Source organism: Nonomuraea rosea (assembly GCF_039539705.1).
Lineage (GTDB): Bacteria > Actinomycetota > Actinomycetes > Streptosporangiales > Streptosporangiaceae > Nonomuraea > Nonomuraea rosea.
On the sequence record NZ_BAABDQ010000005.1, the window covers coordinates 242,570 to 267,624 of the forward strand.

General features: G+C 72.5%; 21 protein-coding genes and 1 riboswitch. Of the genes, 8 read left to right on the forward strand and 13 right to left on the reverse strand.

Annotation, left to right across the window (positions count from 1 at the left end; genetic code table 11):
* The first annotated feature begins 1 nt into the window (after window position 1).
* On the forward strand, window positions 2–1,516 hold the full coding sequence (locus ABEA43_RS14840) for a DHA2 family efflux MFS transporter permease subunit (RefSeq protein WP_345562102.1): 1,515 nt from the start codon (window positions 2–4) through the stop codon (window positions 1,514–1,516).
* On the opposite strand, the gene ABEA43_RS14845 is transcribed toward ABEA43_RS14840, so the two are convergent.
* Window positions 1,506–2,384 carry a LysR family transcriptional regulator gene (locus ABEA43_RS14845; RefSeq protein ID WP_345562104.1) on the reverse strand — a complete coding sequence of 293 codons (879 nt, stop codon included), beginning with the start codon at window positions 2,382–2,384 and terminating at the stop codon, window positions 1,506–1,508. The genes ABEA43_RS14840 and ABEA43_RS14845 overlap by 11 nt on opposite strands.
* A gap of 57 nt (window positions 2,385–2,441) precedes the next feature.
* On the opposite strand from ABEA43_RS14845, the gene ABEA43_RS14850 reads away from it, so the two are divergent.
* Together ABEA43_RS14850 and ABEA43_RS14855 are read left to right on the forward strand one after the other, a co-directional pair.
* On the forward strand, window positions 2,442–3,260 hold the full coding sequence (locus ABEA43_RS14850; protein WP_345562106.1) for an alpha/beta fold hydrolase: 819 nt from the start codon (window positions 2,442–2,444) through the stop codon (window positions 3,258–3,260).
* A gap of 37 nt (window positions 3,261–3,297) precedes the next feature.
* The gene (locus tag ABEA43_RS14855; protein WP_345562108.1) at window positions 3,298–3,429 is read left to right on the forward strand and encodes a hypothetical protein; all 132 of its coding nucleotides are present in this window, start codon (window positions 3,298–3,300) and stop codon (window positions 3,427–3,429) included.
* A 68-nt stretch (window positions 3,430–3,497) separates the two neighbouring features.
* On the opposite strand, the gene ABEA43_RS14860 is transcribed toward ABEA43_RS14855, so the two are convergent.
* Window positions 3,498–4,112: a TetR/AcrR family transcriptional regulator gene (locus ABEA43_RS14860; protein WP_345562109.1), complete on the reverse strand. Its 615-nt coding sequence runs from the start codon at window positions 4,110–4,112 to the stop codon at window positions 3,498–3,500.
* 100 nt (window positions 4,113–4,212) lie between these two features.
* Here ABEA43_RS14860 and ABEA43_RS14865 point away from each other — a divergent pair, with 100 nt between their 5' ends.
* Both ABEA43_RS14865 and ABEA43_RS14870 read left to right on the forward strand, forming a co-directional pair.
* A complete protein-coding gene (locus tag ABEA43_RS14865; RefSeq protein ID WP_345562110.1) occupies window positions 4,213–5,943 on the forward strand; it encodes an ABC transporter ATP-binding protein in 1,731 nt (576 codons plus the stop codon).
* Window positions 5,940–7,892, forward strand: coding sequence for an ABC transporter ATP-binding protein (locus ABEA43_RS14870; RefSeq protein WP_345562112.1), 1,953 nt, complete (start codon window positions 5,940–5,942; stop codon window positions 7,890–7,892). Before ABEA43_RS14865 ends, ABEA43_RS14870 begins: the two co-directional genes overlap by 4 nt.
* 101 nt (window positions 7,893–7,993) lie before the next feature.
* Here the strand turns inward: ABEA43_RS14870 and ABEA43_RS14875 are convergent, their stop codons facing one another.
* From ABEA43_RS14875 to ABEA43_RS14885, 3 genes are all read right to left on the reverse strand, one after another.
* Window positions 7,994–8,704 (reverse strand): CHAP domain-containing protein, encoded by a 711-nt coding sequence (locus ABEA43_RS14875; RefSeq protein ID WP_345562114.1) that lies wholly within the window; start codon window positions 8,702–8,704, stop codon window positions 7,994–7,996.
* Between the two features lie 12 nt (window positions 8,705–8,716).
* Window positions 8,717–8,853: riboswitch (cyclic di-AMP (ydaO/yuaA leader) on the reverse strand.
* A gap of 117 nt (window positions 8,854–8,970) precedes the next feature.
* Window positions 8,971–9,924 carry a Gfo/Idh/MocA family protein gene (locus ABEA43_RS14880; protein WP_345562116.1) on the reverse strand — a complete coding sequence of 318 codons (954 nt, stop codon included), beginning with the start codon at window positions 9,922–9,924 and terminating at the stop codon, window positions 8,971–8,973.
* Between the two features lie 19 nt (window positions 9,925–9,943).
* Window positions 9,944–10,765, reverse strand: coding sequence for an aldo/keto reductase (locus tag ABEA43_RS14885; protein ID WP_345562118.1), 822 nt, complete (start codon window positions 10,763–10,765; stop codon window positions 9,944–9,946).
* Between the two features lie 98 nt (window positions 10,766–10,863).
* Here ABEA43_RS14885 and ABEA43_RS14890 point away from each other — a divergent pair, with 98 nt between their 5' ends.
* Both ABEA43_RS14890 and ABEA43_RS14895 read left to right on the forward strand, forming a co-directional pair.
* The gene (locus ABEA43_RS14890) at window positions 10,864–11,808 is read left to right on the forward strand and encodes a hypothetical protein (protein WP_345562119.1); all 945 of its coding nucleotides are present in this window, start codon (window positions 10,864–10,866) and stop codon (window positions 11,806–11,808) included.
* Window positions 11,805–13,127, forward strand: a complete 1,323-nt coding sequence (locus ABEA43_RS14895; RefSeq protein WP_345562120.1) for a DUF6716 putative glycosyltransferase — start codon at window positions 11,805–11,807, stop codon at window positions 13,125–13,127. Before ABEA43_RS14890 ends, ABEA43_RS14895 begins: the two co-directional genes overlap by 4 nt.
* Window positions 13,128–13,170: 43 nt before the next feature.
* Here ABEA43_RS14895 and ABEA43_RS14900 read toward each other — a convergent pair whose 3' ends face one another.
* The 5 genes from ABEA43_RS14900 to ABEA43_RS14920 all read right to left on the reverse strand — a co-directional run bounded on the left by ABEA43_RS14900 (window position 13,171) and on the right by ABEA43_RS14920 (window position 19,729).
* Complete coding sequence (locus tag ABEA43_RS14900) at window positions 13,171–14,406, reverse strand: polysialyltransferase family glycosyltransferase (protein ID WP_345562121.1); 1,236 nt, start codon at window positions 14,404–14,406, stop codon at window positions 13,171–13,173.
* Window positions 14,407–15,387, reverse strand: a complete 981-nt coding sequence (locus ABEA43_RS14905; protein WP_345562122.1) for a glycosyltransferase family 2 protein — start codon at window positions 15,385–15,387, stop codon at window positions 14,407–14,409. It lies immediately after the preceding gene.
* A gap of 25 nt (window positions 15,388–15,412) precedes the next feature.
* Window positions 15,413–17,449, reverse strand: a complete 2,037-nt coding sequence (locus ABEA43_RS14910; RefSeq protein WP_345562123.1) for an N-acetylneuraminate synthase family protein — start codon at window positions 17,447–17,449, stop codon at window positions 15,413–15,415.
* A gap of 73 nt (window positions 17,450–17,522) precedes the next feature.
* Window positions 17,523–18,203 (reverse strand): response regulator, encoded by a 681-nt coding sequence (locus ABEA43_RS14915; protein ID WP_345562591.1) that lies wholly within the window; start codon window positions 18,201–18,203, stop codon window positions 17,523–17,525.
* The gene (locus ABEA43_RS14920; protein WP_345562124.1) at window positions 18,203–19,729 is read right to left on the reverse strand and encodes a sensor histidine kinase; all 1,527 of its coding nucleotides are present in this window, start codon (window positions 19,727–19,729) and stop codon (window positions 18,203–18,205) included. Before ABEA43_RS14920 ends, ABEA43_RS14915 begins: the two co-directional genes overlap by 1 nt.
* A gap of 103 nt (window positions 19,730–19,832) precedes the next feature.
* Here ABEA43_RS14920 and ABEA43_RS14925 point away from each other — a divergent pair, with 103 nt between their 5' ends.
* Window positions 19,833–21,167: a cation:dicarboxylate symporter family transporter gene (locus tag ABEA43_RS14925; RefSeq protein WP_345562126.1), complete on the forward strand. Its 1,335-nt coding sequence runs from the start codon at window positions 19,833–19,835 to the stop codon at window positions 21,165–21,167.
* Here ABEA43_RS14925 and ABEA43_RS14930 read toward each other — a convergent pair.
* The 3 genes from ABEA43_RS14930 to ABEA43_RS14940 form a co-directional block, all read right to left on the reverse strand.
* Entirely contained in the window at window positions 21,164–21,982 is an 819-nt protein-coding gene (locus ABEA43_RS14930; RefSeq protein ID WP_345562128.1) for an SAM-dependent methyltransferase, read from the reverse strand. The two genes, ABEA43_RS14925 and ABEA43_RS14930, sit on opposite strands and share 4 nt — an antisense overlap.
* A gap of 48 nt (window positions 21,983–22,030) precedes the next feature.
* Entirely contained in the window at window positions 22,031–23,341 is a 1,311-nt protein-coding gene (locus ABEA43_RS14935; protein ID WP_345562130.1) for a sensor histidine kinase, read from the reverse strand.
* A gap of 106 nt (window positions 23,342–23,447) precedes the next feature.
* A complete protein-coding gene (locus ABEA43_RS14940; RefSeq protein ID WP_345562132.1) occupies window positions 23,448–24,941 on the reverse strand; it encodes a glycoside hydrolase family 13 protein in 1,494 nt (497 codons plus the stop codon).
* Window positions 24,942–25,055: the final 114 nt, after the last annotated feature.

Genomic DNA, 25,055 nt, shown 5'->3' on the forward strand with positions numbered 1-25,055 from the left:
CATGAACAGGTCGATGTACGCGGGCGTGTTCGGGCTGATGCTCGGCATGTTCCTGGCCATGCTGGACGGGCTCATCGTGGGCACCGCGCTGCCCACGATCACCGGCGAGCTCGGCGGGCTGAGCCTGCTGTCCTGGGTCGTGACCGCGTACCTGCTCGCCGCCGCGGCCACCACTCCCATCTGGGGCAAACTGGGCGACCTGTACGGCCGCAAGGGCACGTTCATGTCCTCGATCGCGATCTTCCTGGCCGGGTCCATGCTCGCCGGGCTGTCGCAGGACATCGGCCAGCTCATCGCGTTCCGCGCGGTGCAGGGGCTCGGGGCGGGCGGGCTGATGGTCGGCGCGCTGTCGATCATCGGCATGCTCGTGCCGCCCCGCGACGGCGGCAAGGTGCAGTCGATGGTCGGCGCCATGATGCCGGTCGCGTTCGTCGGCGGCCCGCTGCTCGGCGGCCTGCTCACCGACCAGCTGAGCTGGCGCTGGACGTTCTACGTGAACGTGCCGGTCGGCGCCGTCGCCCTGCTGATCGTGGGTCTGGCGATCAAACCGGTCGGCGAGCGGATCAAGGCCAGGATCGACTACCCCGGGGCGGCCCTGCTGACCACCGGCATCCTGGCGCTGACGCTGCTGGCGAGCTGGGGCGGCGGCACGTACGCGTGGACGTCGCCGCAGATCCTCGCCCTGGGGGCGCTCTCGATCGTCAGCCTGGCCGCCTTCGTGCGCGTCGAGCGGCGGGCCGTGGAGCCGATCATCCCGCCCCGGCTGTTCGGTGACCGCAACTTCACGCTCGCGCAGGTCGTCAGCTTCCTGGTGGGCGCGGTCATGATGGCCGTGACGGCGTACCTGCCGCAGTACATGCAGTTCGCCCAGGGCCTGTCGCCGACGGCCAGCGGCATGCTGCTGCTGCCCCTGATGTTCGGCATGCTCGCGGCGCAGCTCCTCACCGGCCGCCTCATCAGCGCGAACGGCCGCTACCGCGTCTACCCGATACTGGGCGGCGCCCTGCTCGTGGCCGGCGTCCTGCTGCTGACCTGGCTGGACACCAGTACGAGCGCGGCTCTTGCCTCGGCGCTCACGGTGGTCGCGGGGGTGGGCATCGGGCTGCTCATGCAGAGCACGCTGCTGCTCACGCTGAACAGCGCCGAGCCCCGCGACCTGGGCGCGGCCAGCGGGACCGTGACGCTGCTGCGCACCATCGGGGGCTCGCTCGGGATCGCCCTGCTCGGCGCCGTGTACACCGGCCGGATGGAGTCGGGCATGGCCGCCGGGCTCGGCGCGGAGGAGGCGGCGCGGCTGGCGGGCGGCGGCGGGCTCACGCCGGAGTCGGTGTCCACGCTGCCGGCCGCCGTGCGCGCCGTCGTCGGCGAGGCGGTCAGCGGCGGGCTGCGGGGCGTGCTGATCGGGGCCGCGGTCCTGGCGGTCCTCGCCTTCGCCGCCGCCTGGTTCGTACGGGAGGTGCCCCTGCGTACGGAGGCCCCCGCCGCCCAGCCGCTGGCCGAGAAATCTACAACGTAAAGGCGGCGGCCTGGTCCAGGAAGGCACGGGCGGCCGGGCCGCAATCCGCCTGCGACGAGACGGCCAGCGCCAGCGACCGGGTCATCTTCGGCAGGATCGGCCGGGTCACGGCGTTGCCCAGGTCGGCGGGCAGGCCCAGGGTCGGCACGATGCTGACCCCCAGCCCCGCGGCCACCATCTCCAGGATGGCGGCGGGGCCACTGGCCTCGAAGGCGACGTCGAGCTCCACCCCGGCCGCGCCGGACGCCGTCATGATCAGCGGCCGGCAGCCCGCGGTGGTCAGGATGAAGGGCTGTCCCTCCAGGTCTGCGAGGTGGACGGTCTCCCGGCCGGCGAGCGGATGGCCGGACGGGAGCACGGCCACCATGTCGTGGGTGCTGAGCGGGACGGTGTGCAGGTCCGGGACCTGCCCGGCGGCGGGGGGCAGGGTGACGACGCCGACCTCGGCGGCCCCGCGGTGCAGCCAGGCGCGGATGTCGTCGTCGACGCCCTCGAACAGGCGCACCCGTACCTGCGGATAGCGGTCGGTGAACGCGCGCAGCAGCCGCGCGATGAGCGTCCCCGTCGCGCTGGGGAGGCTGGCCAGGCGCAGCTCGCCGGTGATCTCCCCGGCGGCGGCCGCCACGTCGGGGCGGATGAGGTCGAAGTGCCGCAGCGTCTCGCGGGCCCGGTCGAGCGCGCGGCGGCCGGCCTCGGTGAGCGCGATGTGGTCGCGGTGCCGGACGAACAACGCCGCGCCGAGCTCACGTTCCAGCGTCGCGATCGCGCGGCTGACGGCGGGCTGCGACATGCCGGTGTGGTCGGCGGCGGCGGTGAATCCGCCGTGCTCGGCCACCGCGAGGAGTACCCGGAGCTGCGCCAATGTCATACCGGCATACCCTAGTTGGTATTTGACACGGCCTGATCAGATCACGATGGTTATGCCATGTCTTCACGCATGACGATCGACGTCGACGGGCTCAAGACGAGCTATCTCACTGCCGGTACGCGGGGCCCGCTGGTGCTGCTGCTGCACGGCACGTACTGGAGCAGGGTCTGGCTGCCGGTGCTCGACGACCTGGCCGCGGCCGGGCTGCGGCCCGTCGCGGTGGACCTGCCGGGCCTGGGGCGGTCGGAGGGTGAGCTGACCCTGGCGACGGCCGCCGTTCCGGCGCTGGCCGGGTGGGTGCGGCGGTTCGCCGCCGCTCTGACGGACGAGCCGTTGGCGGTGGCCGGGCACGACATCGGCGGCGCGGTGGCCCAGCACCTGCTGGCCGGCGGCGACGGGCCGGCGGTGCGGCGGCTGGCGCTGGTCAACTCGGTCACGTACGACTCCTGGCCGGTGCCGGGCGTGGCCCGTTACCGGGACCCGGCCGTGGTGGCCGCCACGACGACGGAGGAGCTGCTGGCCGCCCGCCGTACGGCCGTCACCACCGCGCTGGCCCGCCCCGCGACGGAGCCCGAGCTGGCCGACTATCTCGACCCCTGGCGCGACCTGCGCGTCTGCCGGTCGTGGATGGCGCTCGCCGGAGCGGCCGACAGCCGCTACACCCTCGGCCTCGTCCCCGCGCTCCAGGCGGACCGGACGCCGAAGCTGCTGGTCTGGGGCGAGGACGACACCTTCCAGGAGGTGCGTCACGCCGAGCGCTTCGCGGCCGAGATGCCCGCGACGACGCTGGTCCGGATCCCGGGCGCGGGTCACATCCCGATGGAGAACGACCCCGCCGCGGTCTCCGGCGCGCTGGCGAAGTTCTTCCTGGAGTGAACCCGGCGGGCGACGCGACGCGCCGGGGGAGGGGCGGGTGGTGTCGGCGTTGCCGGAGGGGACGGGTACGCGCTACCGCGTCGTGGCGCCCGCCCCGCCGCACCCGGGCGCCCGCCCGGCCGAGCCGACGCTGGAGGACGGCTACCTGGCCCTCATGGACGACCACTGACGCCCGCCCGGAGTCCGTGCAGAGGTTCGTTCGGGGACCGATTCAGAGGCGCCGGTTCACATGTTCGTTCAGAGGTCCGTGTAGAGGGCGGCGACGGCGCGTAGCAGGCGTTCGCGCGCCGTCGCCGCCGGGGTCAGGTCGATGAGCACGTACGCGGCGAGCCCTTCGGCCAGGGCCGTGAGGGAGAGCACGGCCTCGCGGGGGTCGTCGGCGACGGCGCGCCCGGCCCGCTGGTCCGCGCTGAGGAGACCGGCGAGCTGCCGGTGGAAATCGGCGTAGAGGGCGCGCAGCCGGGCCGCGATGGCCTCGTCGGCGAAGGCCAGCGCGTGGAACGACTGGCGCACGCGCATGTGGGCCCGGGTGGCGTCGTCGTACGGGATGAGCTCGGTGAGCACGGTGGTGAGCACGGTGCGGGGGGCGGCCGAGCCGGGGTCGCCGCCGACCCGCAGGCGGATGCGGGCGCTGCTCAGCTCGTTCCCGCGGTCGAAGGCGGCCTCGATGAGCTGCTGTTTGGCCGGGAAGTAGTGCTGCACGCGGCCGGGTGAGATGCCGGCCTGGGCGGCCACCTCGGACAGCGACACCGCGGCCAGCCCGCGCTCGGCGACGATCGTCAGGACGGCGTCGGCGATCTGCTCGCGCCGCAGCTCGTGCTGGGCTCCGGGGCCGCGGGTGCGCCTGTCCACCGGCTTCTCTTTTCGATGTGATCGCATTGGATTGACGACTCCAGCGTAGCGCGGTTACGGTCGTCGGGATGACAAAGCAATGTGTTCACATTGGATTGTTGTGAGGGCCGCCGCACTGCTGCCGCTCGCGGGCGTCCGCCGCCTGCTCCCGCTGGGGATCCTCACCGCCGGGGCGGCGGTGCTGGGGCCGCTCGGCACGCTGCCGCTCGGCGCGCTGATCTCCCACGGAGGGCTCTGGCCGCCGGCCGCCCTGCTGGCCGTGCTGCTGGCCCAGGAGCTCTGCACGGCGCTGCGTGAGCCGGCCGGGGCGGCGGCGGCCCGGCGGATCGACGGCGTGCTGCGTTCCCGCGTCCGCGCCGCGGTGTCCGCCATGCCGCTGGCCTGGCTGGAGAGCGCCGAGGTGCAGGCCGACATACGGCTGGCGCTGGCCGGCCACCGCGGCAGGACGGCGGGGGCGGCGGCGGTGGCCTGGGCCGGTGAGGCCGGCCGGCTGGCCTCGGCGCTGCTGGGCGCGGTGGTGCTGGCCGCGCACGTGTGGTGGCTGGCGCCGTTCGCGCTGGCGCCGGCGATCGCGCAGAACCGGCGGATCACCTCGATGCTGGTGGGTCCCGGCGGGGTGGAGACGCTGGCCGACAGCCCCGGCCAGGCTCTGCTCCGGCGCCGGGCCGACTATCTGGCGGAGGTGGCCGGTGGGCCGGGCGCCGCGAAGGAGCTGCGCGTCTTCGGCCTGGAGGCCTTCTTCATCGGGCGGTACGCGGCGGCGATGCGGGCCTTCGTGGCCCCGCGGGCGCGGGGCCGTCGCCGGGCGGTGCTCGGCTACGGGTGGATCCTGGGGCTGCAGCTGCTGGGCGCGGCCGGTGTGCTCGCGACGCTGGCCTGGCTGACGGCCGCCGGGGCCCTGGGGGCAGGCGCGCTGGCCCAGTGCGTGCTGGCGGCGCTGCTGGTCTTCGCCTACGGGGCGGGCAGCTTCCAGATGTTCGAGATCGCCTACGGGACGAGGCCGTACGAGGCGACCCTGCGGCTCCTGCGGCCCGCCCCCGCCGTCCTGCCCTCCGTACCGCCCGCTGTACCACTCGCCGTCCCGTCCGGTACGGCGTTCACCGGCGCTTGCCTGGAGCGGGTGAGCTTCACCTACCCCAACGGCACGGCGCCGGTGCTCAAGGGGCTGGACCTGCGGATCCGGCCAGGCGAGCGGCTGGCCGTCGTCGGGCTGAACGGCGCGGGCAAGACCACGCTGGCCAAGCTGCTCACGGGCCTGTACCCGGCGCAGGAGGGCCGTGTCGTCCCGATCCCGGATGCCGCCGTGGTGTTCCAGGACTTCGCGCGCTATCCGCTGCCGCTGCGTGACAACATCCGGCTCGGGGACCCCGCCTTCGACGGTACGGACGCCGACGTGCTGGCCGCCCTGACGGCGGTCGACGCCACGGACCTGCTGGACGGTCTGCCCGACGGGCTGGACACGCCGCTGTCCCGCGCCTTCACCGGCGGCCGCGACCTGTCCGGCGGGCAGTGGCAGAAGGTGGCGCTGGCCCGCGCCGTCTACGCGCTGAACGCCGGGCGGCAGGTGCTGGTCGTGGACGAGCCCACCGCCCATCTGGACGCGCGGGCGGAGCGAGAGGTGTTCGAGCGGCTGCTCGAACGCACACGTGGCCGCACCCTCGTGCTCATCTCGCACCGGTTCGCCACCGTGCGCCGGGCCGATCGGATCGTCGTGCTCGACGACGGCGCCGTCGCCGAGGAGGGCGGCCACGCCGGGCTGCTGGCGCTGGACGGCCGGTACGCGCGCTGGTACCGGATGCAGGCCGGCCTGCTCCTGGGCGGCGCCCGATGACGGCGTGGGGCACGCTCCGTACGCTGCTGGCGCTGGCCTGGCGGACCGACCGGCGAGCCGGCCTCGCCCTGGCGGCCTTCCTGGTCCTGGGCGCCGTCAGTCATGGGCTGGTCGGCATCCTGCTCCGCGAGCTGACCGACGCCGCCACCGCGGGTGCGGCCGCGTCCGGCGCGGGGTGGGGCGTGGCCGCGGGGGCCGCGCTGGCCGCCGGGGTGGCCCTCGGCCGCGCCGAGCTGGCCCTGATGCAGGAGCTCGCCGAGCGGATGGGCCTGGCCGTGCAGGAGGAGATCCTCACCCTGACCTCCGGCGTGCCCACCGTCGAGCACCTGGAGCGGCCCGCCTACCTGGACAAGCTGCAGGTGCTGCGCGAACAGAGCCGGCAGCTGTACTTCGCGGTCTGGGCGGTCGCCCTGGCAGTGGAGCACGGCGTGCAGATCGCCGTCGGGGTGGCGCTGCTGGCCGCCGTCCATCCGCTGCTCCCGCTGCTGCTGGGCGTGGCCGTGCTGCCCTCGCTGCTGGTACGCCGCGGGGCCGCCGCCCGCATCGACGCCGCGACCGAACGCACCGCTGAGGCCACCCGGCTGGAGCAGCACCTGTCCGAGTCCGTCACCGCCCCCGAGACGGCCAAGGAGGTACGGCTCTGCGGCGCCGCCCCGGCGCTGGAATCGATGGCCGGGGACCGCTGGGAGGAGGTGTCGGCCGGGCTGTCGCGGGCCAGGACGCGCGCGGCGCTGCGTACGTTCTGCGGGGGCGCGGTGTTCATCACCGGATACGTGGCCACGCTCGGCTGCACGGCCTGGCTGGCCCGGCGGGGGCTCGCCACGGCGGGGGACGTCGTGCTGGTGGCCACGGTCGGCGTGCAGTTCGTCACCCAGGCCTCCCGGCTGGCCTTCCACCTCGGCTCGGTCGCCGCGGGCCTGCGCGCCGCCACCCGCCTGGCCTGGCTCCGCACCTACGCCCGCACCCGAACCTCCGCCCCGCCCCGCACCCCGGCCCGGAGACCCGACCCCACGGGCCCCGACCCCACGGGCCCCGAGCCCACGGGCCCCGAGCCCACGGGCCCCGACCCCACGGGCCCCGACCCCACGGGCCCCGACCCCACGGGCCCCGACCCCACGGGCCCCGAGCCTGCGCGGTGCGGGCCTGCGCCGTACGAGCCGCCTGAGTGGCTTCGGGACGGGATCACCCTGCGGGAGGTGTCCTTCGCCTATCCGGGCACGGACCGGCCGGTCCTGCGCGACGTCAGCCTGCACCTGCCGGCCGGAGCCACCGTGGCGCTGGTTGGAGCGCACGGCTCCGGCAAGACCACCCTGGCCAAGCTGCTCTGCGGCCTCTACCGGCCCGACCGGGGCGAGATCCTGCTGGACGGCACACCGCTGCACAAACTCCCCCCGGAACGCTGGCGGGCCAGGATCAGCGCGGTGTTCCAGGACCTGGTGCGCTTCGAGCTGACCGCCGCGGAGACCGTCGGCATCGGCGACCTGCCCCGCCTGACGGACCGGGCCGCCGTGGCGAGGGCACTGGAGCAGGCGGGCGGCACGGAGCTGGTCGCGGGCCTGCCCCGCGGCCTGGACTCCGAGCTGGGCGGCACCTTCGCCGCCGGCGTCGAGCTGTCCGGCGGCCAGTGGCAGAAGCTGGCCCTGGCCAGGGCCTCGATGCGAGCCGGGCCGCTGCTGCTGGTGCTGGACGAGCCGACCGCGTCCCTGGACGCGCCCGCGGAGAGGGCCGTCTTCGCCCGCTACGCCCAGGCCGCCCGCCGCGCCGCCCGGGGAGCCGCCGTCACCCTGCTGATCACCCACCGTTTCCCCACCGTGCGGATGGCCGACCTGATCGTCGTGCTGGACCGCGGCCGCATCGTCCAGCAGGGCACCCACGACGAGCTGCTCGCCCGCCCCGGGCGCTACGCCGACCTGTACGCCATCCAGCGCGAAAGCCTCGCCCACCGGTGAGCACCCATGGGCGAGGCTTTCCAGAAAACGCAGCGAGCGCGCGCCCCGGGGCGGGGCGCGCGCTCGCTGTCATGGAAGGCAAGGAGCCTGCCGGTGGCCGATCAGGCGTACTGCGGGTAGCCGTAGCCCACGACCTGGGACTTCGGACGGACGCGCTCTTCGACCTTGCCGTTGCCGGTGTTGCCCTCGACCGTCGAGATGGTGCCGTCCTGGTTGTCCTTCACGACGAACCCGACGTGCTGGATGTCGCTGAGGTCCTTGCCGCCGCTCCAGGAGAAGAAGACCACGGCGCCGGGCTTGGCCAGGGCGCCGAAGCGGTGGTTGGCCTTGAACCACTTGGCGTGGGCGACGGTGTAGGCGTCCCAGCCGACCTGCGGGCGGGCGCCGGTCTGCTCACCGACCCAGGAGACGAACATCGAGCACCAGGCGGCGTTCAGGTACGCGGTCCTGCTTCCGCCGTCACGGGCGACGGTCTCGGCGGCACGCTGCGAACCGGCGTACCACTGCTGGAACTTGGTGCCGCCGCCGGCGGCGTTCTCGGAGGTGCCGACCTGAGCCTTGGCGAAGGCCAGGACCTGGTCGGCGGTGACGTTGACCTTGGTCTCCGCGGCATTGCCGCCCTTGGCGCCGGCCTCGTGGGCGGCGATGGCGGAGTCCGGGTGGCGCGCGGCGGTGGCCGCGGCGACGCCGGTCGCGGTGTCGGCGCTGGCCGTCATGGTGTGGGCGCCGAGAGCCGACGCGGCGATGGTGGCGCCGAGGAGGGCGCGGGCGATCTGGATCTTCGGGGCAGCAGTGAAACGGTGCTTCGCCATCGAGGGGGTTACTCCTTGCTTCCATGCCGCTTACCGGGTTAGCTGACGGGTTCGGGCGTGGAAGCTGCCCTACGGCACCGAAGTGCCGATTCACCCCAAAGGACTGGGTCCCCGGTTCCGCCCGAAGGCGAATTCAGCGGTCACAGGACGATCCTGTGATGTGTCGTGCGATGGTTGGACATCGCCGGACAAACCGGACGTATGCCACGAGATGCCCCATAAGGTAATACATGAGGCAAGAGGATTACAAATCCATAAAAGCCCAGCTAGGCGAGTTGCCTGCGAGCGTCGGCCAGAAGCCCCATCATGGCAAGGGATTCGTCAAGTGGCATGATCGAGGATTCGGTCCTGCCTTCGGCCGTCGCGGCACGGACTTCGCGGATCTCGCCGGCGTATCCGTTGTCGGCCGGATCGAGCACATGCTCTTCCGGCTCCATGGAGGGCCCGGTGAGGAGGATCCGCTGCGGCGCCCAGAACGGCGCCTGGATGTCCGCCCGCATCTGCGTACCCACAACACGGGCATCGTTCGGGTAATTCCCGAGCAATGAGACCTCCACCAGGGCCTTTACGCCACCGGGGTAGAGCAGGACGCCGCCCGCCTCCGCGTCCACGCCGTTGGGCGCCAGAGCGCCGGTGACACGCAGCCCCGAGGGCATCCCCAGCAGGAGCTGCGCCAGGCCGAACGGGTAGATCCCCAGGTCGAGCAGAGCCCCGCCGCCCAGCTCTGGCGCCCACAGGCGGTGCGCGGGGTCGTAGGGGGCGGCGAAGCCGAAGGAGGCCTGCACGGAGCGGAGGTCGCCGAAGCGCGGGTCGGCCGCGATGAGCCGGATGAGCGGATTGAACCGCATCCACATGGCTTCCATCAGGAACACGCCTGCCTCCCGTGCCAGGCGCACCATCTTCTCGGCGTCGTCCACGATCGCGGCCAGCGGCTTCTCGCAGAGCACGGCTTTACCCGCGGCGATGGCGGCCTCGGCCACCTGGAGGTGCTGGGTGTGCGGCGTGGCCACGTAGACGGCGTCCACGGCAGGATCGGCGCACAGACGCTCGTAGGAGTCGTACGCCGAATCCGCGCCCAGCGTGCCGGCCAGCGCCTGGGCCCTGCCCAGGTTCCTGGAGCCGACGGCGGCCACCCGCATGCCGGGCTCCGCCGCGATGGCCGCGCCCACCTTACGGGCGATGGTGCCCGTAGCCGCTATTCCCCAGCCGAAATCCCGCACGCCGGAGAGCGTAGACCCATCACGTCATGTTGAACGTGTCGGGGTCGGGCCCGATGCGCAGCCCCCTGTTCAGGGCGCCGATGGCGGCCATGTCCTCGGCGTCGAGGATGAAGCCGAACACGTCGATGTTCTCGGCGATGCGCGACGGGGTCGCGGACTTGGGGATGACGACGTTGCCGAGCTGCAGGTGCCAGCGCAGCACGATCTGCGCGGGCGTCTTGCCGTACTTGTCCGACAGCACCGCCAGCGCCGGGTCGGCGAGCAGCCCCTTGCCCTGGCCGAGCGGGCTCCACGCCTCGGTGAGGATGCCGTTGGCCTCGTGGAAGGCGCGCATCTCCCGCTGCTGCAGGTACGGGTGCAGCTCGATCTGGTTGATGGACGGCTGGATCTCCCCCTCCTCCATCAGCCTCGTGAGGGCCTGAACGGTGAAGTTCGACGTGCCGATGGCCTTCACCCGCCCGTCACGGTAGATCTTTTCCATCGCCTTCCACGCCTGCACGTACTTGTCCTGCTGCGGCACGGGCCAATGGATGAGGAACAGGTCGATGTAGTCCAGGCCCAGCCTGGACAGGCTCTCGTCGAAGGCCTCGGCGGCCCGGCCGTGGTCGCCGTTCCAGAGCTTGGTGGTGACGAACACCTTCTCGCGCGGTAGCCCGCTGGCGCGCACGGCGCGGCCCACGCCCTCTTCGTTGCCGTAGGCGGCGGCGGTGTCGATATGCCGGTAGCCGGCCTCAAGAGCGGCCGTGACGGACTGCTCGGCCTCGTCCGCGGGAATCTGCCAGACGCCGAACCCCAGTTGCGGGATCTGCACGCCGTCGGTGTTGAGCATGAGCGAGTTCATACCCTCCATTGTTCACGCAGCGTTTCTGGCGGCTTAAGGCGGCCGGGCTAGCTTGAAGCGGTCGTGAACGGGCCATCACCCGGCTGGGAGGACAACGAGTGGTCGAACAGGCGTCGGCCTGGGTGGAGTCCCCGCTCCAGATGCTGTGCGCCATCGAGGCCCACCATGCCGGGCTCCTCGGACCCGCGACCGCCGTCGTGCCCCGTGCGGGACTACGGCCCTTGGCGGCCACGCGGCGGGAGCTGGGCTCTTTCGTGCTGCCCGCCGGTCTGGAGCTGGCGGAGCCGCGTGAGCGCATGCCCCGGCGCGTGCAGGCCGTCGGCGACGCCTTCTCCGGCCGGGTCCAGGTGCGCTGGCTGCTGTCCGTCCCGGGCCGCGTCGTGATCGTCGACGACGGGCTGGCCACCATCCGGCTGCTCGAACTGCTGGCCGCGGGGCCGTACCGGCCGCTGCTGCGGGCCCGCGCCAAGCCGGGCAGGCTGCGCTCCGCGCTGGGCCTGGCCGCCGCGCTGCGGCTGCGCCTGAGCAAGGTGTCGGTCTTCACCGCGCTGCCCGTCGGCGACAAGCTGGCCGAGGCGGTCCGCGCGGCGGGCGTCGATCTCGTACGCCATGACTTCGCCTGGCTGCGGGCCCAGCCGCCGAACGCGGAGGGACCCGCGGAGCGCACGGTCGTCCTCGGCACCTCGCTCGTCCGCAACGGCCTCGTGCACCGCGAGCACTACCTGCGCTGGCTGACCGAGCTGGCCTCGCGGGAGCCGCTGGCCTACTACCCGCACCGCCGCGAGGACCCCGTCGACGTGGCGCTGATCCGGGAACGCCCCGGCATCACCGTCCACGACGCGGGCGTGCCCGCCGAGCTGACGCTGCGCGGCCTGGATCCCGGCCAGCGGGTGCTCAGCCTCCCTTCGACCGCGATCACCTCGCTGCGGGTGCTGCTCAGCCCGCGCGGTGTCGCCGTCGAGCCCGTGGACGTTCCCGATGACTGGTGGACCAGCAGGGCGGCCCCCGCCCTGCGATCACATTTGACTGGAGTGTCTGGGTGAGAGTGCTGGCGGTCGCCGACTCCGATTCGTATCTGAAATGGGCGGCCTGTCTGCTCGGCGATCTGCCCGCGGGCTGGGTGACGGAGCTGGTGGTGGTGCGCACGCCGATCGCGCCCTCGCCTGAGCAGATCATCGCCGCGGTGAAGGGCAGCGCGGTGAAGGGCAGCGCGGTGAAGGGCAGCGCGGTGAAGGGCAGCGCGGTGAAGGGCAGCGCGGTGAAGGGCAGCGCGGTGAAGGGCAGCGCGGTGAAGGGCAGCGCGGTGAACGGCAGCGCGGTGAACGGCAGCGCGGCCGGTACCGGGCAGGAGACGACCCCACCGGTGCTGTCGGCGCGGTCCGTGCGGCGGCTGGCGGAGCGTACGCGGCCCGACGTGATCCTCGTGGCCTGCACGGGCCCCGTGGTGGACGTGCTGGTGGCGGAGGTGCTGGCGGATCTGCGGCCGCGGCCGGTGTTCGTGAGCGGGCTGCCGGGCATCTCGGTGCCCGCGACGGAGAAGGCGTGGCTGTTCCGCAGCGGCTGCGACCTGTTCGTGGTGCACAGCGAGCGGGAGGCGGCCGAGTTCTCCGAGATCGCCGGTCGGCTCGGCGGGGGCGGGGCGGTGGGCCTGGCCAGGCTGCCGTTCCTGCGCCCCGAGGCCGTCGCCGCGGGCGGGAACCGGGTGGTGTTCGCGACCCAGGCCAAGGTGCCGCGCGAACGGGAGCAGCGGGAGCGGATCCTGCTGGCGCTGGCCGAGCTGGCCGGGGCGCGTCCCGACCTGGACGTGGTGGTCAAGCTGCGGGCGCTGGAGGGCGAGCGGCAGACGCACAACGAGCGCCACCACTACCAGCGGCTGTGGCGCGAGATGGGGGAGCCGGGCCGGCTCGCCTTCGCCGCGGGATCGATGCACGAGCAGCTCGGCCAGGCGGCCGGGTTCGTCACGGTGAGCTCGACGGCGGCGCTGGAGGCGATCGCGCTGGGCGTGCCGTCCCTGGTGCTGAGCGACTTCGGCGTGAACGCCGAGATGATCAATCTGGTGTTCGAGGGCAGCGGCCTGCTGGGCACGCTCGGGGAGCTGGCCGAGGGTGACTTCCGCACGGCCGCGGCGGAGTGGTGCGCGGCCAACTACTTCCATCCCGCGGAGCGCGGCGACTGGACGGGGCTGCTGACCGGGCTGCTGATCTCCCGGCCGCGGATGCCGGCCAGGTCGCTGCTCGACGGCCCCGAGCACGCCGCCGCCCGGCGCCGGGCCAGGCTGCGGGTGGAGGTGCCGCCCACCATGCTGCGGGCGGGCTACCGGGCCAAGCGGCGGATGCGCCGCTATCTCAAAGCGCTGTCCTGAAAAGGGCCCTTCCCGACGGGGAAGGGCCCGCGACACACGCGGCTCAGATGGCGGACCTGATCTTCTTGCGGAGCCTGGTCAAAGCGCCGGGTTTGGCCACGAACCCCAGCGTCTCCAGCCGCTTGCGCTTGAAGTAGCGCGGATCGAACTCGATGCTCTCCGGCCGCAGCTCCGGATAGGTGTCGGCCTGCATGCAGTAGCCGACCGCCCGCACGAGCGCGGGCAGGTCCACGGCGGGGGGCGTGGTGATCTCGCCCTCCGCCGACAGCCGGGGCAGCAGCGCGTCCACGATCGTGGCCGGCACGCGGTTGCTGTTCTCGTACGGGGCGAGCCGGTCGAGCACCAGATCGGCCCCGTACGAGGCCACCTCCAGCCCGAAGTAGCGCCGCGCGGTCACCAGCCCGGTGGAGAAGCAGCCCACGACCAGCTCGGGCCGCAGCGCCGCGAAGCACACCTCGGCCGGCACGCTCTCCCCGGCCACCGACAGCCGCACGCCGAGCCGCTCGGCCGCGGCCCGCAGCAGCTGGGCGTGCCGGCGCCCGGCGGCCGGATGCGGCTTGAAGACGACCTCCGGGTAGCCGCGGGCGGCCAGCGCCTTGAGCATCGTCTCGTGCAGCGCCGCCTCCTCCTCGGGCGTGACGATCTCCAGCGCCGACAGGTACTGGCCGAGGATGACGGCCCGGCCGGGCATCATGTCGGGCGCGGTGACGGTCACCTCGTGCACGATCGACAGGAAGCGTTCCTCGGGCAGGATGGCGGGGGCGACGCCGTACTCGCTGAGCAGCAGCGGCGTCAGGCCCGGCACCAGGTCCAGGTGCAGCAGCCGCCCGATGCGGCGGAAGATCTCGGCGGGCAGCGGGTCGCGGGTCGGCCCGTAGCTCATCAGGCCGTCGGAGTAGACCGTGATCGGGCAGTCGCGCACGAGCCCCGCGATCGTCCGCGCGGGCGGCACCGCGATCGACTCCAGCACCAGCTCCTCGACCCCGTCGAGCGCGAAGCGGGAGCGGATGAGCCGCTCGAACATCGGCACCTCGATCACCCGCGCCCGCCAGTCGGACGGGTGCAGGGGGGCGATGAGCTCGTTCCACGAGTGCACCTCGTCGAAGCGCGAACGCAGCACGGCGAAGCCGGGCGTCTTGTCGAGCGGCGCCGAGACCTCGGGGATGGCCGCGTTGTTCGACACGATGAGGACGCGGCGGCCGTCACCGAACCGGCCGTCGTCGATGGCGGCGGCCAGTGACATCGCCCCGAACAGCGTCGAGGCGTAGAAGACCTTCACCTATGTCTCCTCCCGGTCCCGGCGGACCCGGACGTGCGGGCTGGGGGGCAGGTCGGGCACCAGGGCCCGCAGCGTCGTCTCGCGTTCGGCGGACATCCGCGCCACCGAGTCGGTCACCAGCTCCGCGGGCAGCGCGCGCACCATCTGCGCGCCGCGTTCCTCGAAGCGGGCCCGCAGCGCGGGCGTGAACCGGCCGGCGATCTCCAGGTGGTGGCCGAGCAGCGCGCAGAAGTTGCGCACCGCCTTGGGCAGGAACTCGGCCTCCAGATCCTTGAACACCAGGTCGAACGCGTCGAAGAAGTGGAGCTGGCGCTCGTCGCCCACCTGCGTCAGCGAGCCGGACACCAGGCGCCGGTAGAAGAGCCCGGCCATGGACACCACCGCGAACGTGGCGGCCTCCCGGTGCAGCCGCCAGATCCACGGCCGGTCCTCCGCCGTGTGCAGCGAACCGGGGAACTGCAGCAGGTCGCGCAGGGACCGGCGGTAGATCCCGGCCCAGGCGTACGGGTAGTCCACCATGGTCCGCACGCCCGCGGGCAGGATCGCGTCGCGCGGGTCGAGCACCGTGCCACGCCGCGCCAGCGGGGCACGGTGCACGACCCGTTTGCGGCCCTCGACCTGGACGTGGTCCACGCGGACGAAGTCGCAGCCGAGCCCGTCGATGGCCTCGACGAGCCGGGTCAGGTAGCCGGGGGCGAGCCAGTCGTCGCCGTCCATGAACGTGACGTAGCGGCCGGTCGCGGCCGACAGGCCCGTGTTACGCGCGTCCGCCAGCCCCACGGGCGCGGGGTTGCGCAGCACGGTCAGCCCCGGAAGATCACCGGCGAAGTCGCCGATGATCTCCCCGGTGGCGTCCACGGACCCGTCGTCCACGACGATGAACTCGAAGTCGCGCCGCGCGTTGTGGCAGAGCGAGGCGAGCGCGTCGGCGATGAAACGCTCGCCGTCCCGCACCGGTACGACGACCGAGAGCGTGATCAATGTGAGTTTCTCCTGGTACGAGCGGTCAGACGGTCACCCGGCGGAGGCGGGCCTTCGGGGCCTCCTCGCCGGGGAAGACGCGCTTGACGCCGTCGCCCATGGCCTGCTCGATGATGCGGATGTCGCGGACGAGGTGCTCCAGGCCTGACGGTTCGAGCGAGGCGGCGTGGTCGGAGCCCCACATGGTCCGGTCGAGCGTGATGTGCCGCTCCACGCAGACCGCGCCGAGCGTGACCGCGGCCAGCGAGATCTGCAGGCCGCGCTCGTGCCCCGAGTAGCCGACCGGCACGCCGTAGCGCTCCTTGAGCGTGGTGATCGTGCGCAGGTTCGCCTCCTCGGGAGGCAGGGGGTACGTCGAGGTCGCGTGCATCATGATCAGCTTGCCGGTGCCGAGGATCTCGACGGCCCGGTCGATCTCGGACAACGTGGACATGCCGGTCGACAGGATGAGCGGCTTGCCGGTCGCGGCCAGGACGCGCAGCAGCTCGTGGTCGGCGACACTGGCCGAGGCCACCTTGTGCACCGGGACGTCCATCTTCTCCAGGAACTCCACGGAGGGCACGTCCCACGGCGAGGCGAACCAGTGCAGCCCGCGCTCATCGCAATATTTCGCGATCTGCCGGTATTCGTCGTAGCCGAACTCGGTCCGCTCCTTGTACTCCAGGTACGTCATCTCACCCCACGGCGTCTGCCTGATCTGGCCCTTCTGCTCCTCGGGCACGCAGATCGCGGGGGTGCGCTTCTGGAACTTGACCGCCTGGCACCCGGCGTCGGCCGCCACGTCGATGAGCCGCCTGGCCAGGTCCAGGTCACCGTTGTGGTTGATGCCGATCTCGCCGATCACGTAGACGGGCTCGCCGTCGCCGACCAGCACGTCGCCGATCGCCACGGGGCCGAGCGCGGGCCGCTCCCGCACCTCGGCGGTGGACGGCTCGGGGCGGGCGGCCACGACGCGGTCACACAGCTCGCGCACGGCGCCGGACCCGCCGGGCCTGGTCAGCACCACGCGGGCGACCGCGCGCACGCGCGGGTGGGCGTCGGGCGTGGCGATGGGCCAGCCCACCTCGGACATCGGCCCCAGGTCGTTGACGTCGTTGCCGACGTAGGCCACGCGGGCCGGGTCGAGGCCCTCGATGCTCAGCCAGTCGCGCAGCACGGTCCGCTTGTCGGCCAGGCCCTGCAGCACCGGCACGCCGAGCTTGCGGGCGCGGGCGGCCACGACCGGGTTGTGCTCGGTGGACATCACGAGCACCTTCACGCCGGAGCGCCGCAGCAGCGACACGCCCATCCCGTCGGAGCGGCTGACCAGCACCATCTCGCGGCCGTCGGAGTCGACGTAGGCGCGGTCGTCGGTGTGGACGCCGTCGAAGTCGGTGATGACCGCGTCCACGTCGATCGGCTCCGGCCGGTCGAGGAACGGGGCGAGCGCGCGTACGATCTCCAGGTCCTCGGGGTTGTCGACCTCGATCGCGTGCTGCGCCGGCACCGGCTGCACGGCGGTGGTGCCGAAGAAGCGGTGCCCGTGCTCGCGCAGGCCGGACGCGCGCATGACGTAGAAGGCGCCGTTCTCGCGGAACTGGGCCTCCCGGTCCTGCCTGCGCGGCCGGACGGCCGGGTCGTGGTTGATCCCCGCGCCGGCGGCGGTCCAGAGGAACTCGTGCGTCGGCAGCCCCGACACGACCGAGTCGGCCTCGCCGTCGAGCACCTTGCGCACGGCCGCGGACAGGTCCTCCGGGTCGATGAACGCGCTCGTGCACTGCACGAGCACGACGACCTCGGGGTCCGCGCCGAGCGCGTCCAGCGCGTGCAGCACCGCCGACTCGCTGGAGGCGGTCGCGCCGCTCAGGTCCTCCGGGCGGTCCACGACGAGTGCGCCGGCCTGCCTGGCGGTCTCGGCGATGCCGTCGTGGTCGGTGCTGACCACGACCTGGTCCACGAGCTCGGCCCGGAGAGCGGACCGCACCGCGCGGGTGACCAGCGGGACGCCGCCGACCGGGGCGAGGTTCTTCAGGGGAACGCCCGCCGAACCTCCGCGGGCGGGAACTACGGCCAGGACTCGCAAGGTGTGTCTCCTCAGTGCATCGGATTGCACCCAGAAGCTAGAGGGCTGGATTGAACGGCCAGCATCACCACCATTAACTTTCCATGGGGATCCGGTAGAGCAACTCTGGCCGGCCCACCTGGCCGTAGCGCGGGACGCGGCCCGCGACCCCCAGCTCCACCAGGTATTCCAGGTAGCGGCGCGCCGTCACTCTGGACACTCCGATCGCATCCGCCACGGCCTGCGCGGCCAGCCCCTGAGGGTGCCCCCGCAGCTGGGCGGCCACCGTGGCGAGCGTGTCCCTCGCCATCCCCTTGGGCAGCTCAGAAGTGCCTCTGAGGGTCCCCAGGACCCGGTCCACGTCGCCCTGCCCGACGGCCATCCCCGCCTCCTCCTTGAACCGGGCATATCGCGTCAGCTTCTCGGCGAGTGTCGCGTAGGTGAACGGCTTGAGAAGGTACTGCGAGACGCCCAGCGACACCGCCGAACGCACCATGGCCAGGTCGCGGGCGGAGGTGACGGCGATCACGTCGCACATCAGCCCGCTCGCCCGCACGGCCCTGCACACCTCCAGCCCGTGCATGTCCGGCAGGTACAGGTCGAGCAGGATGAGGTCGACGGGCGTCCGGCCGAGGAAGCGCAGCGCCTCCACGCCCGACCTGACCACCCCGGCCACCGCGAAGCCCGGCACCCGCTCCACGTAGATGCGGTTGGCCTCGGCGGTGATCTCCTCGTCCTCCACGACCAGCACCGAGATCGCGCCGCCCGCCGTCATCACGCCCGCTCCCGCACGGACTTCTGGACGGGCTCCGGGGCGGGCAGCCGTACGGTGAACACGGAACCGGCCACCTCGATGGTGCCGCCGAGCCGCCGCACCGCCTGCCCGACCAGCGCCAGCCCGAGCCCGTGCCCGTCGCCCTTGGTGGTCCAGCCCTTCGTGAACGCCGCCGGGCCGGTCAGCCCTGGCCCGTCGTCGGCCACCCTGATCACGATCCCGGCCGCGCCGGCGCTCAGGTGCACCTCGACCCGGCCGGCCGCGTCGATGGCGTTGTCGATCAGGTTGCCCACGATCGTGACCAGCTCGCGCGGGTCGAGGCCCTGATCGTCCAGCTCGCTGTCCTGGCTGATCACCAGCTCGCCGCCGCGCTCGGCCGCCTCCGCGCTCTTGCCCAGCAGCAGCGCCGCCAGCACCGGCTCGCGCACCGCGCCGACCACCCGGTCGGTCAGCTCCTGCGCGGCCCGCAGCTCCGCCGTGCCCAGCGCCACCGCCTGCTCGGTACGGCCCAGCTCCACCAGCGTGATGACCGTGTGCAGCCGGTTGGCGGCCTCGTGCGCGGCCGAGCGCAGCGAGTCGGCGAAGCCGCGCTCGGCGTCGAGCTGGCCGGTCAGCGACTGCAGCTCGGTGTGGTCGCGCACGGTCACGACGGTGCCGAGCCTGCTGGCCGCGCTGTTGACGGCCAGGACCCGGTCGCCGACCAGGTGGACGCGCTCCTCGTCGCCGGCCAGCATCCCGTCCTCCAGCGGGGCCAGGCCCAGCTCGCCCACATGCCGCCCCTCGGCGTCGGCGGGCAGGCCGAGCAGGTGCCTGGCGGCGTCGTTGCACAACGTCAGCGTGCCGTCCGTGCCCACCAGGAGCAGGCCCTCCCTGACGGCGTGCAGGACGGCGTCGTGGTGGTCGTGGATGCGGCCGAGCTCGACGGGGCCGAGCCCGTGCGTCTGGCGGCGCAGCCGTTTGGTGACCAGCCACGTCCCCGCCGCGCCCAGGCACAGCGCGAGGGCCACGATGAGCCCGCCCCAGGCGAGCCGGCCGCGCAGCCTGGCGCTGATCCTGTCGATCGTGATGCCCGCGCTGACCAGCGCCCGCACCCGGCCGCCGGACATGACGGGGGTGACCGCCCGCTTGGACGCGCCGAGCGTGCCGGTGTAGGTCTCGGTGAACGTCTCGCCCGCCAGCGCCTGCCCGGTGTGCCCGAGGAAGGGGCGGCCGATCTCGGCCGGGTTCGGGTGGGTGTAGCGGGTGCCGTCCGGCTTCATGATCGTGATGAAGTTGACGCCCGTCGCCGCGCGCACCCGTTCGGCGTACGGCTGGAGCCGCAAGGAGGGCTCGGCGTCGTCCAGGGCGGCCAGCACGTCGGGTGAGGCGGCCACGCTGACCGCGACGGCCCTGGCCGTGCTCGCCGCCTCGTCGGTGAGCAGCTCGCGCGCCTGCACCAGCGCGAGCGCCGCGCCGCCCGCCACCGTGACGGCGACCACGAGCAGCTGCAGGACCAGCATCTGGCCCGCCAGGCTCCAGCGATGCATTCCGCCGCCTCTCCGTGAACGAAACTTACGCAATAGTGACCTGCGTCACTGCGCAGCGCATAGTCGCACAACCAGACGTTCCCCTCCCCATGGAGACCCCCCTATGCGTGATCGCACTCGTTACCTGTATCTGGCCGTCATCGCGGCGGTCCTGCTCGGGATCCTGGTCGGATTCGTCTGGCCGGAGGTCGGCAAGGAGCTCAAACCCCTCGGCACCGGCTTCGTCGCGCTGATCCAGATGGTGATCGGCCCGATCATCTTCTGCACGATCGTGCTCGGCGTCGGCTCGGTCCGGCAGGCCGCCCAGGTCGGCAAGGTCGGCGGCCTGGCGCTCGGTTATTTTATCGCCATGTCCACGGTGGCCCTGCTCATCGGGCTGCTGGTCGGCAACGTCATCGACCCGGGCGCGGGGCTCCAGCTCACCGACACCGCCAGGCAGGCCGCGGTGGCCGAGGCGGCCAAGGGCTCCGAGGGCGACATGGTCGCCTTCCTGCTCGGCATCATCCCTGACACGGTCCTGTCGGCGCTCACGAGCGGCTCGGTGCTGCAGGCGCTGCTGGTGGCGCTGCTGGCCGGGTTCGCGATCCAGGCCATGGGCGCCAAGGGCAAGCCGATCCTGCGGGGCGTGGAGCACCTGCAGCGGCTGGTGTTCCGGATCCTCGCCATGATCATGTGGGCCGCTCCCGTCGGCGCGTTCGGCGCGATCGCGGCCGTCGTCGGCGCCACCGGCATCGAGGCGCTCAAGAGCCTGGCGATCATCATGATCGCCTTCTACGTGACCTGCGTGCTGTTCGTCGGCGTGGTGCTCGGCTCGGTCCTGTGGCTGGTCGCCAGGATCAACCTCTGGTCGCTGCTGCGCTACCTCGGCAGGGAGTTCCTGCTGATCCTGTCCACCTCGTCCTCGGAGACGGCCCTGCCCAGGCTCATCGCCAAGATGGAGCACCTGGGGGTCAGCAAGACCGTGGCCGGCATCACGGTGCCGACCGGCTACTCCTTCAACCTCGACGGCACCGCCATCTACCTCACGATGGCCACGCTGTTCATCGCCTCGGCCACCGGATCGCCGCTGGAGCTCGGCGAGCAGGTGGCGCTGCTGCTGTTCATGATGATCGCGTCCAAGGGCGCGGCGGGCGTGACCGGCGCCGGCCTGGCCACCCTGGCGGGCGGCCTGCAGGCGCACAGGCCCGAGCTGGTGGACGGCGTCGGGCTCATCGTGGGCATCGACCGGTTCATGTCCGAGGCGCGGGCGCTGACGAACTTCGCCGGCAACGCCGTGGCCACCGTCCTCGTCGGCACCTGGACGGGCGAGTTCGACAGGGAACGCGCCGGCCGGGTGCTGGCCGGGCAGGCCCCGTTCGACGAGGCCACGCTGCTGGACGAGGACGAGGACGAGCAGCCGGGGACGGACTCAGGCGACAGGGAGATGTCGCAGGTCTAGGGCTTCCTGCCGATGCCCGCGTAGCCCATGCGAGCCATCTCCTCGTCCACGAAGACCGGGTTGCCGGGGTCGCGGAACGGCCAGGTCACCTCCGTCCCCAGACCTGTGGCCAGGCCCGGCGGGATGAGCTCGAAGTCGCCGAAGAAGGTGGCGATCTCCTTGCCAGGCCGCGGCGTGAACGGCATGTTCGCCTTGCGGTAGAAGTCGCTGATCGTGGACGCGCGCTCGGTGGCGACGTCGTTGCCCACGTGCGAGATCGCCAGATAGCTGCCCGGCGCCAGCGCGTCGCGGTAGGTCGCCAGGAAGCCGTGCGGGTCGTCCTCGTCGGGGACGAAGTGCAGGATGAACATCATCAGCACGGCCACCGGCCGGTCGAAGTCCAGCAGCCCGCGCACCTCCGGGGCGGCCAGGATCTCCTCCGGCCGGCGCGCGTCGCCGAGCACCATGGCCACCCGGTTGGGGTCGGCCAGCAAGGCCCGGCCGTGCGTGGCCACCACCGGGTCGTTGTCCACGTAGACCACGCGGGCCTCGGGCGCGTGCCGGTGGGCCACCTCGTGCACGTTCTCCTGCGCGGGCAGGCCGGAGCCGAGGTCCAGGAACTGCGTGATGCCCTGGTCGCACAGGTATTTCACCACGCGGCCGATCAACGCCCGGTTCTCCCTGGTCCCGTCGCGGACCTCCGGCATCACACTCAGCACCATCTCGGCGAGCTCACGGTCGGCCTGGAAATTGTCCTTGCCGCCGAGGAAGAAGTCGTACATGCGCGCCGCGTTCGGAATGTGGGGATCTACGCCCTGCGGCGCTTGTTCCGTCATGAATCCATGATCCACGACCGGGGTGCCGGAAATCTACGGAATCGGGGGTCAAACGACCGGAAGGCGCAGGACGAATCTGGCGCCGCGCCGGTAGTCCTCCACGCAGATCGTGCCGCGGTGCGCCATCGCCACGTCCCTGGCGATCGCCAGGCCCAGGCCGGTGCCGCCCGCGTCGCGGCTGCGGGCGGCGTCCAGGCGGGTGAACCGCTCGAAGATGCGCTCGCGGTCCTCCGGCGGGATCTCCGCGCCGTCGTTCTCGACCGCCAGCACCGCCACGCCGCCCTGAGGGGTCTCCTCCCGCGAGACCGTCACCTGGACCCCGTGCTCGGCGTGCCGCTGCGCGTTGTCCAGCAGGTTCCCCAGCAGCCTGGAGAGCTGGAGCCGGACGCCCTCGACCGTCACCCCGTCGGCCAGGTCCACCCGCACGGGGAGCTTGTCGCTGCGTACGGCCAGCTCCTGGCGTACCAGCTCGGCCAGGTCCACCCGCTCCTTGGCCACGTCCACCCGGGAGCCGATCCTGGCCAGCAGGAGCAGGTCGGTGATGATGGCCTCCAGGCGGTCGGTGTCGCGCAGCGCGCAGTCCACCAGCGACTCGATGTCGGTGTCGTCCGGATAGAGCTGGGCGCTTTCGAGCTGGGCGCGCAGCCCGGCGATCGGCGTGCGCAGCTCGTGCGAGGCGTCGGAGGCGAACTGGCGCTGCTGCAGCGAGGAACGTTCCAGCCGGGCCAGCGTGCCGTTGACGGACCTGGCGAGCTGCGCCACCTCGTCGTCGCCCGGCGGCTGCGTGACGCGCCGGCTCAGGTCGCCCGCGTGCACGGCGTCGAGCTCGGCCCGCAAGGTCCCCACCGGACGCAGCGCCCGCCCGGTGACCAGCCACGTCGCCCACGACGCCAGCGCGATCAGCACGGCCACCTGCCCGAACACGACCACGTCCAGAACGTGCGAGGCGAGCACCTCGGGCGTGCTGCGGCCCGCGTAGACGACGGGCGAGTCGTTGAACATGGTGACCCGGACCGCCGACAGGTGCAGGCACTCGGTCGGCAGGCAGCTCGTGGTGCTGATGACCCGGTTCTCGGGCGTCGGGCGCACGTCGCTGAGCTGCGGCAGGTTCCTGGCGGCGTCACTGGTGGCCAGGATGCGCCCGTTGGCGCCGACGACCTGGATCAGGTCCACCGAGGGGATGGGCACGGGGATGGCGGCGCCCATGGGCAGGGCGCCGCCGCGCATCTCGTACGCGATCCGCTCGGCGGTGTCCCGGGTGTCCCTGAAGACGCTGGCCGCGACCAGCGTCTTCGACGCCGTCACCCCGGCGATGCCCACGGGGATCAGCACGAGGGCGGCTACGGCCGTCGCGATCAAAGTGACGCGTCCCCGAAGGGACCTGGTCCACCGGGCGCCCACCCCCTGAGGTTACCGAGCGTGATTGCCGCCAAATGCCGCGTTAAGGGAAAGATTCCGCCAATCGTCAGCGCTGGAGCCACACCGCGGTGTCCGGCGGGATCGTCCCGTCGGCGCCGAGCGGGCCGCTGGACAGCAGGACCTCGCCGCCCAGGTCGAGGCGGACCGGCGCCTCGCCCGTGTTGAGCACCACGACCAGCCCGGGGTCGCGCTCGATGGCCAGCACGTCCTTGGGGGAGTCCAGCCAGGTGAGGGTGCCTCCGCCGAGCGCGGGGTGCTCCTTGCGGATCCGGAGAGCGGCCCGGTACAGGTTCAGGGTGGAGCCGGGGTCGCCCTCCTGGGCCTCGGCCGACAACGCTCCCCAGGACGCGGGGATCGGCAGCCACGGGTCCCGCCAGCCGAAGCCCTCGGAGGCGGTCCAGGGGATCGGCACCCGGCAGCCGTCGCGGCTCTCGCCGCGGCGCCGGAACGCCGGGTCCTGGCGCAGCTCGTCCGGCAGGTCGAGCACCTCGGGCAGGCCCAGCTCCTCGCCGTTGTAGAGGTAGGCCGAGCCGGGCAGCGCCAGCATGAGCAGCGTGGCCGCCCTGGCGCGGGCCAGGCCGCCGTGCCGGGTGACGTGGCGGGGCTTGTCGTGGTTGGACAGCACCCAGGTGGTGGGCGCGCCGACCAGCTCCGCCTCCTTCAGCGACTTCTCGATCACCGTACGGAACGACTTGGCGTGGAAGTCCGCCATCATGAACTCGAAGTTGAACGCCTGGTGCAGCTCGTCGGGCCCGACGTAGCGGGCCAGCCGCTCGGGCGAGGCCACCCACGCCTCGGCCACCGCCATCCGGCCGCCGGGGTAGGAGTCGAGGATCGGCCGCCACTCGCGGTAGATGTCGTGCACGCCGTCCTGGTCGAAGTAGGGCACCTGCTCGTCGCCCAGCATCTCGGCCTGGCGGCCGTCCTTCGGGCCCACGTCCGGCAGCCCGTCGGCCTTGATCATGCCGTGCGCCACGTCGACCCGGAAGCCGTCCACGCCCCGGTCCAGCCAGAAGCGCAGGATGTCGCGGAACTCGGCGCGCACCTCCGGGTTGTCCCAGTTGAGGTCCGGCTGCTCGGGCGCGAACAGATGCAGGTACCACTGCCCGTCCGCGGTCTGCGTCCAGGCGGGCCCGCCGAAGATCGACTCCCAGTCGTTCGGCCGGTCCCTGAAGATGTAACGGTCGCGCAGCCCGGCCTGGAACCAGGGATGCCGGTCGGAGGAGTGGTTCGGCACCAGGTCCACGATCACCCGGATGCCCAGCCCGTGCGCGTCGCGGACGAGCGCGTCGAAGTCGCCGAGCGCGCCGAACATGGGGTCCACGTCCCGGTAGTCGGCCACGTCGTAGCCGCCGTCGGCCATGGGGGAGGTGTAGAACGGGCTCAGCCAGATGGCGTCCACGCCCAGGCCGGCGAGATAGTCCAGCCGGCGGCGCACCCCTTCGAGGTCTCCCATGCCGTCGCCGTTGGCGTCGGCGAAGCTTCGGGGGTACACCTGGTACACGACGGCGTCGCGCCACCAGTCGTCGTTGCCGAGCATGGTTGTCCTTCCCCCGGATGCCCCGAGATGTCGGGTGATGTTCTGGTGCAGGATGTCGCGATCTCGCGCACGTGGTCAAGCGCAAGTTGCGGAAAGTTGCAAATTTCACCTCCG

What these genes read in the sequence shown, in the direction of transcription:
- ABEA43_RS14840 (WP_345562102.1), top strand. Translation starts at nt 2, where the DNA reads ATGAACAGGTCGATGTACGCGGGCGTGTTCGGGCTGATGCTCGGCATG.
- ABEA43_RS14845 (WP_345562104.1), bottom strand. Translation starts at nt 2,384, where the DNA reads ATGACATTGGCGCAGCTCCGGGTACTCCTCGCGGTGGCCGAGCACGGC.
- ABEA43_RS14850 (WP_345562106.1), top strand. Translation starts at nt 2,442, where the DNA reads ATGTCTTCACGCATGACGATCGACGTCGACGGGCTCAAGACGAGCTAT.
- ABEA43_RS14870 (WP_345562112.1), top strand. Translation starts at nt 5,940, where the DNA reads ATGACGGCGTGGGGCACGCTCCGTACGCTGCTGGCGCTGGCCTGGCGG.
- ABEA43_RS14875 (WP_345562114.1), bottom strand. Translation starts at nt 8,704, where the DNA reads ATGGCGAAGCACCGTTTCACTGCTGCCCCGAAGATCCAGATCGCCCGC.
- ABEA43_RS14885 (WP_345562118.1), bottom strand. Translation starts at nt 10,765, where the DNA reads ATGAACTCGCTCATGCTCAACACCGACGGCGTGCAGATCCCGCAACTG.
- ABEA43_RS14915 (WP_345562591.1), bottom strand. Translation starts at nt 18,203, where the DNA reads ATGACGGCGGGCGGCGCGATCTCGGTGCTGGTCGTGGAGGACGAGGAG.
- ABEA43_RS14920 (WP_345562124.1), bottom strand. Translation starts at nt 19,729, where the DNA reads ATGCATCGCTGGAGCCTGGCGGGCCAGATGCTGGTCCTGCAGCTGCTC.
- ABEA43_RS14925 (WP_345562126.1), top strand. Translation starts at nt 19,833, where the DNA reads ATGCGTGATCGCACTCGTTACCTGTATCTGGCCGTCATCGCGGCGGTC.
- ABEA43_RS14930 (WP_345562128.1), bottom strand. Translation starts at nt 21,982, where the DNA reads ATGACGGAACAAGCGCCGCAGGGCGTAGATCCCCACATTCCGAACGCG.
- ABEA43_RS14940 (WP_345562132.1), bottom strand. Translation starts at nt 24,941, where the DNA reads ATGCTCGGCAACGACGACTGGTGGCGCGACGCCGTCGTGTACCAGGTG.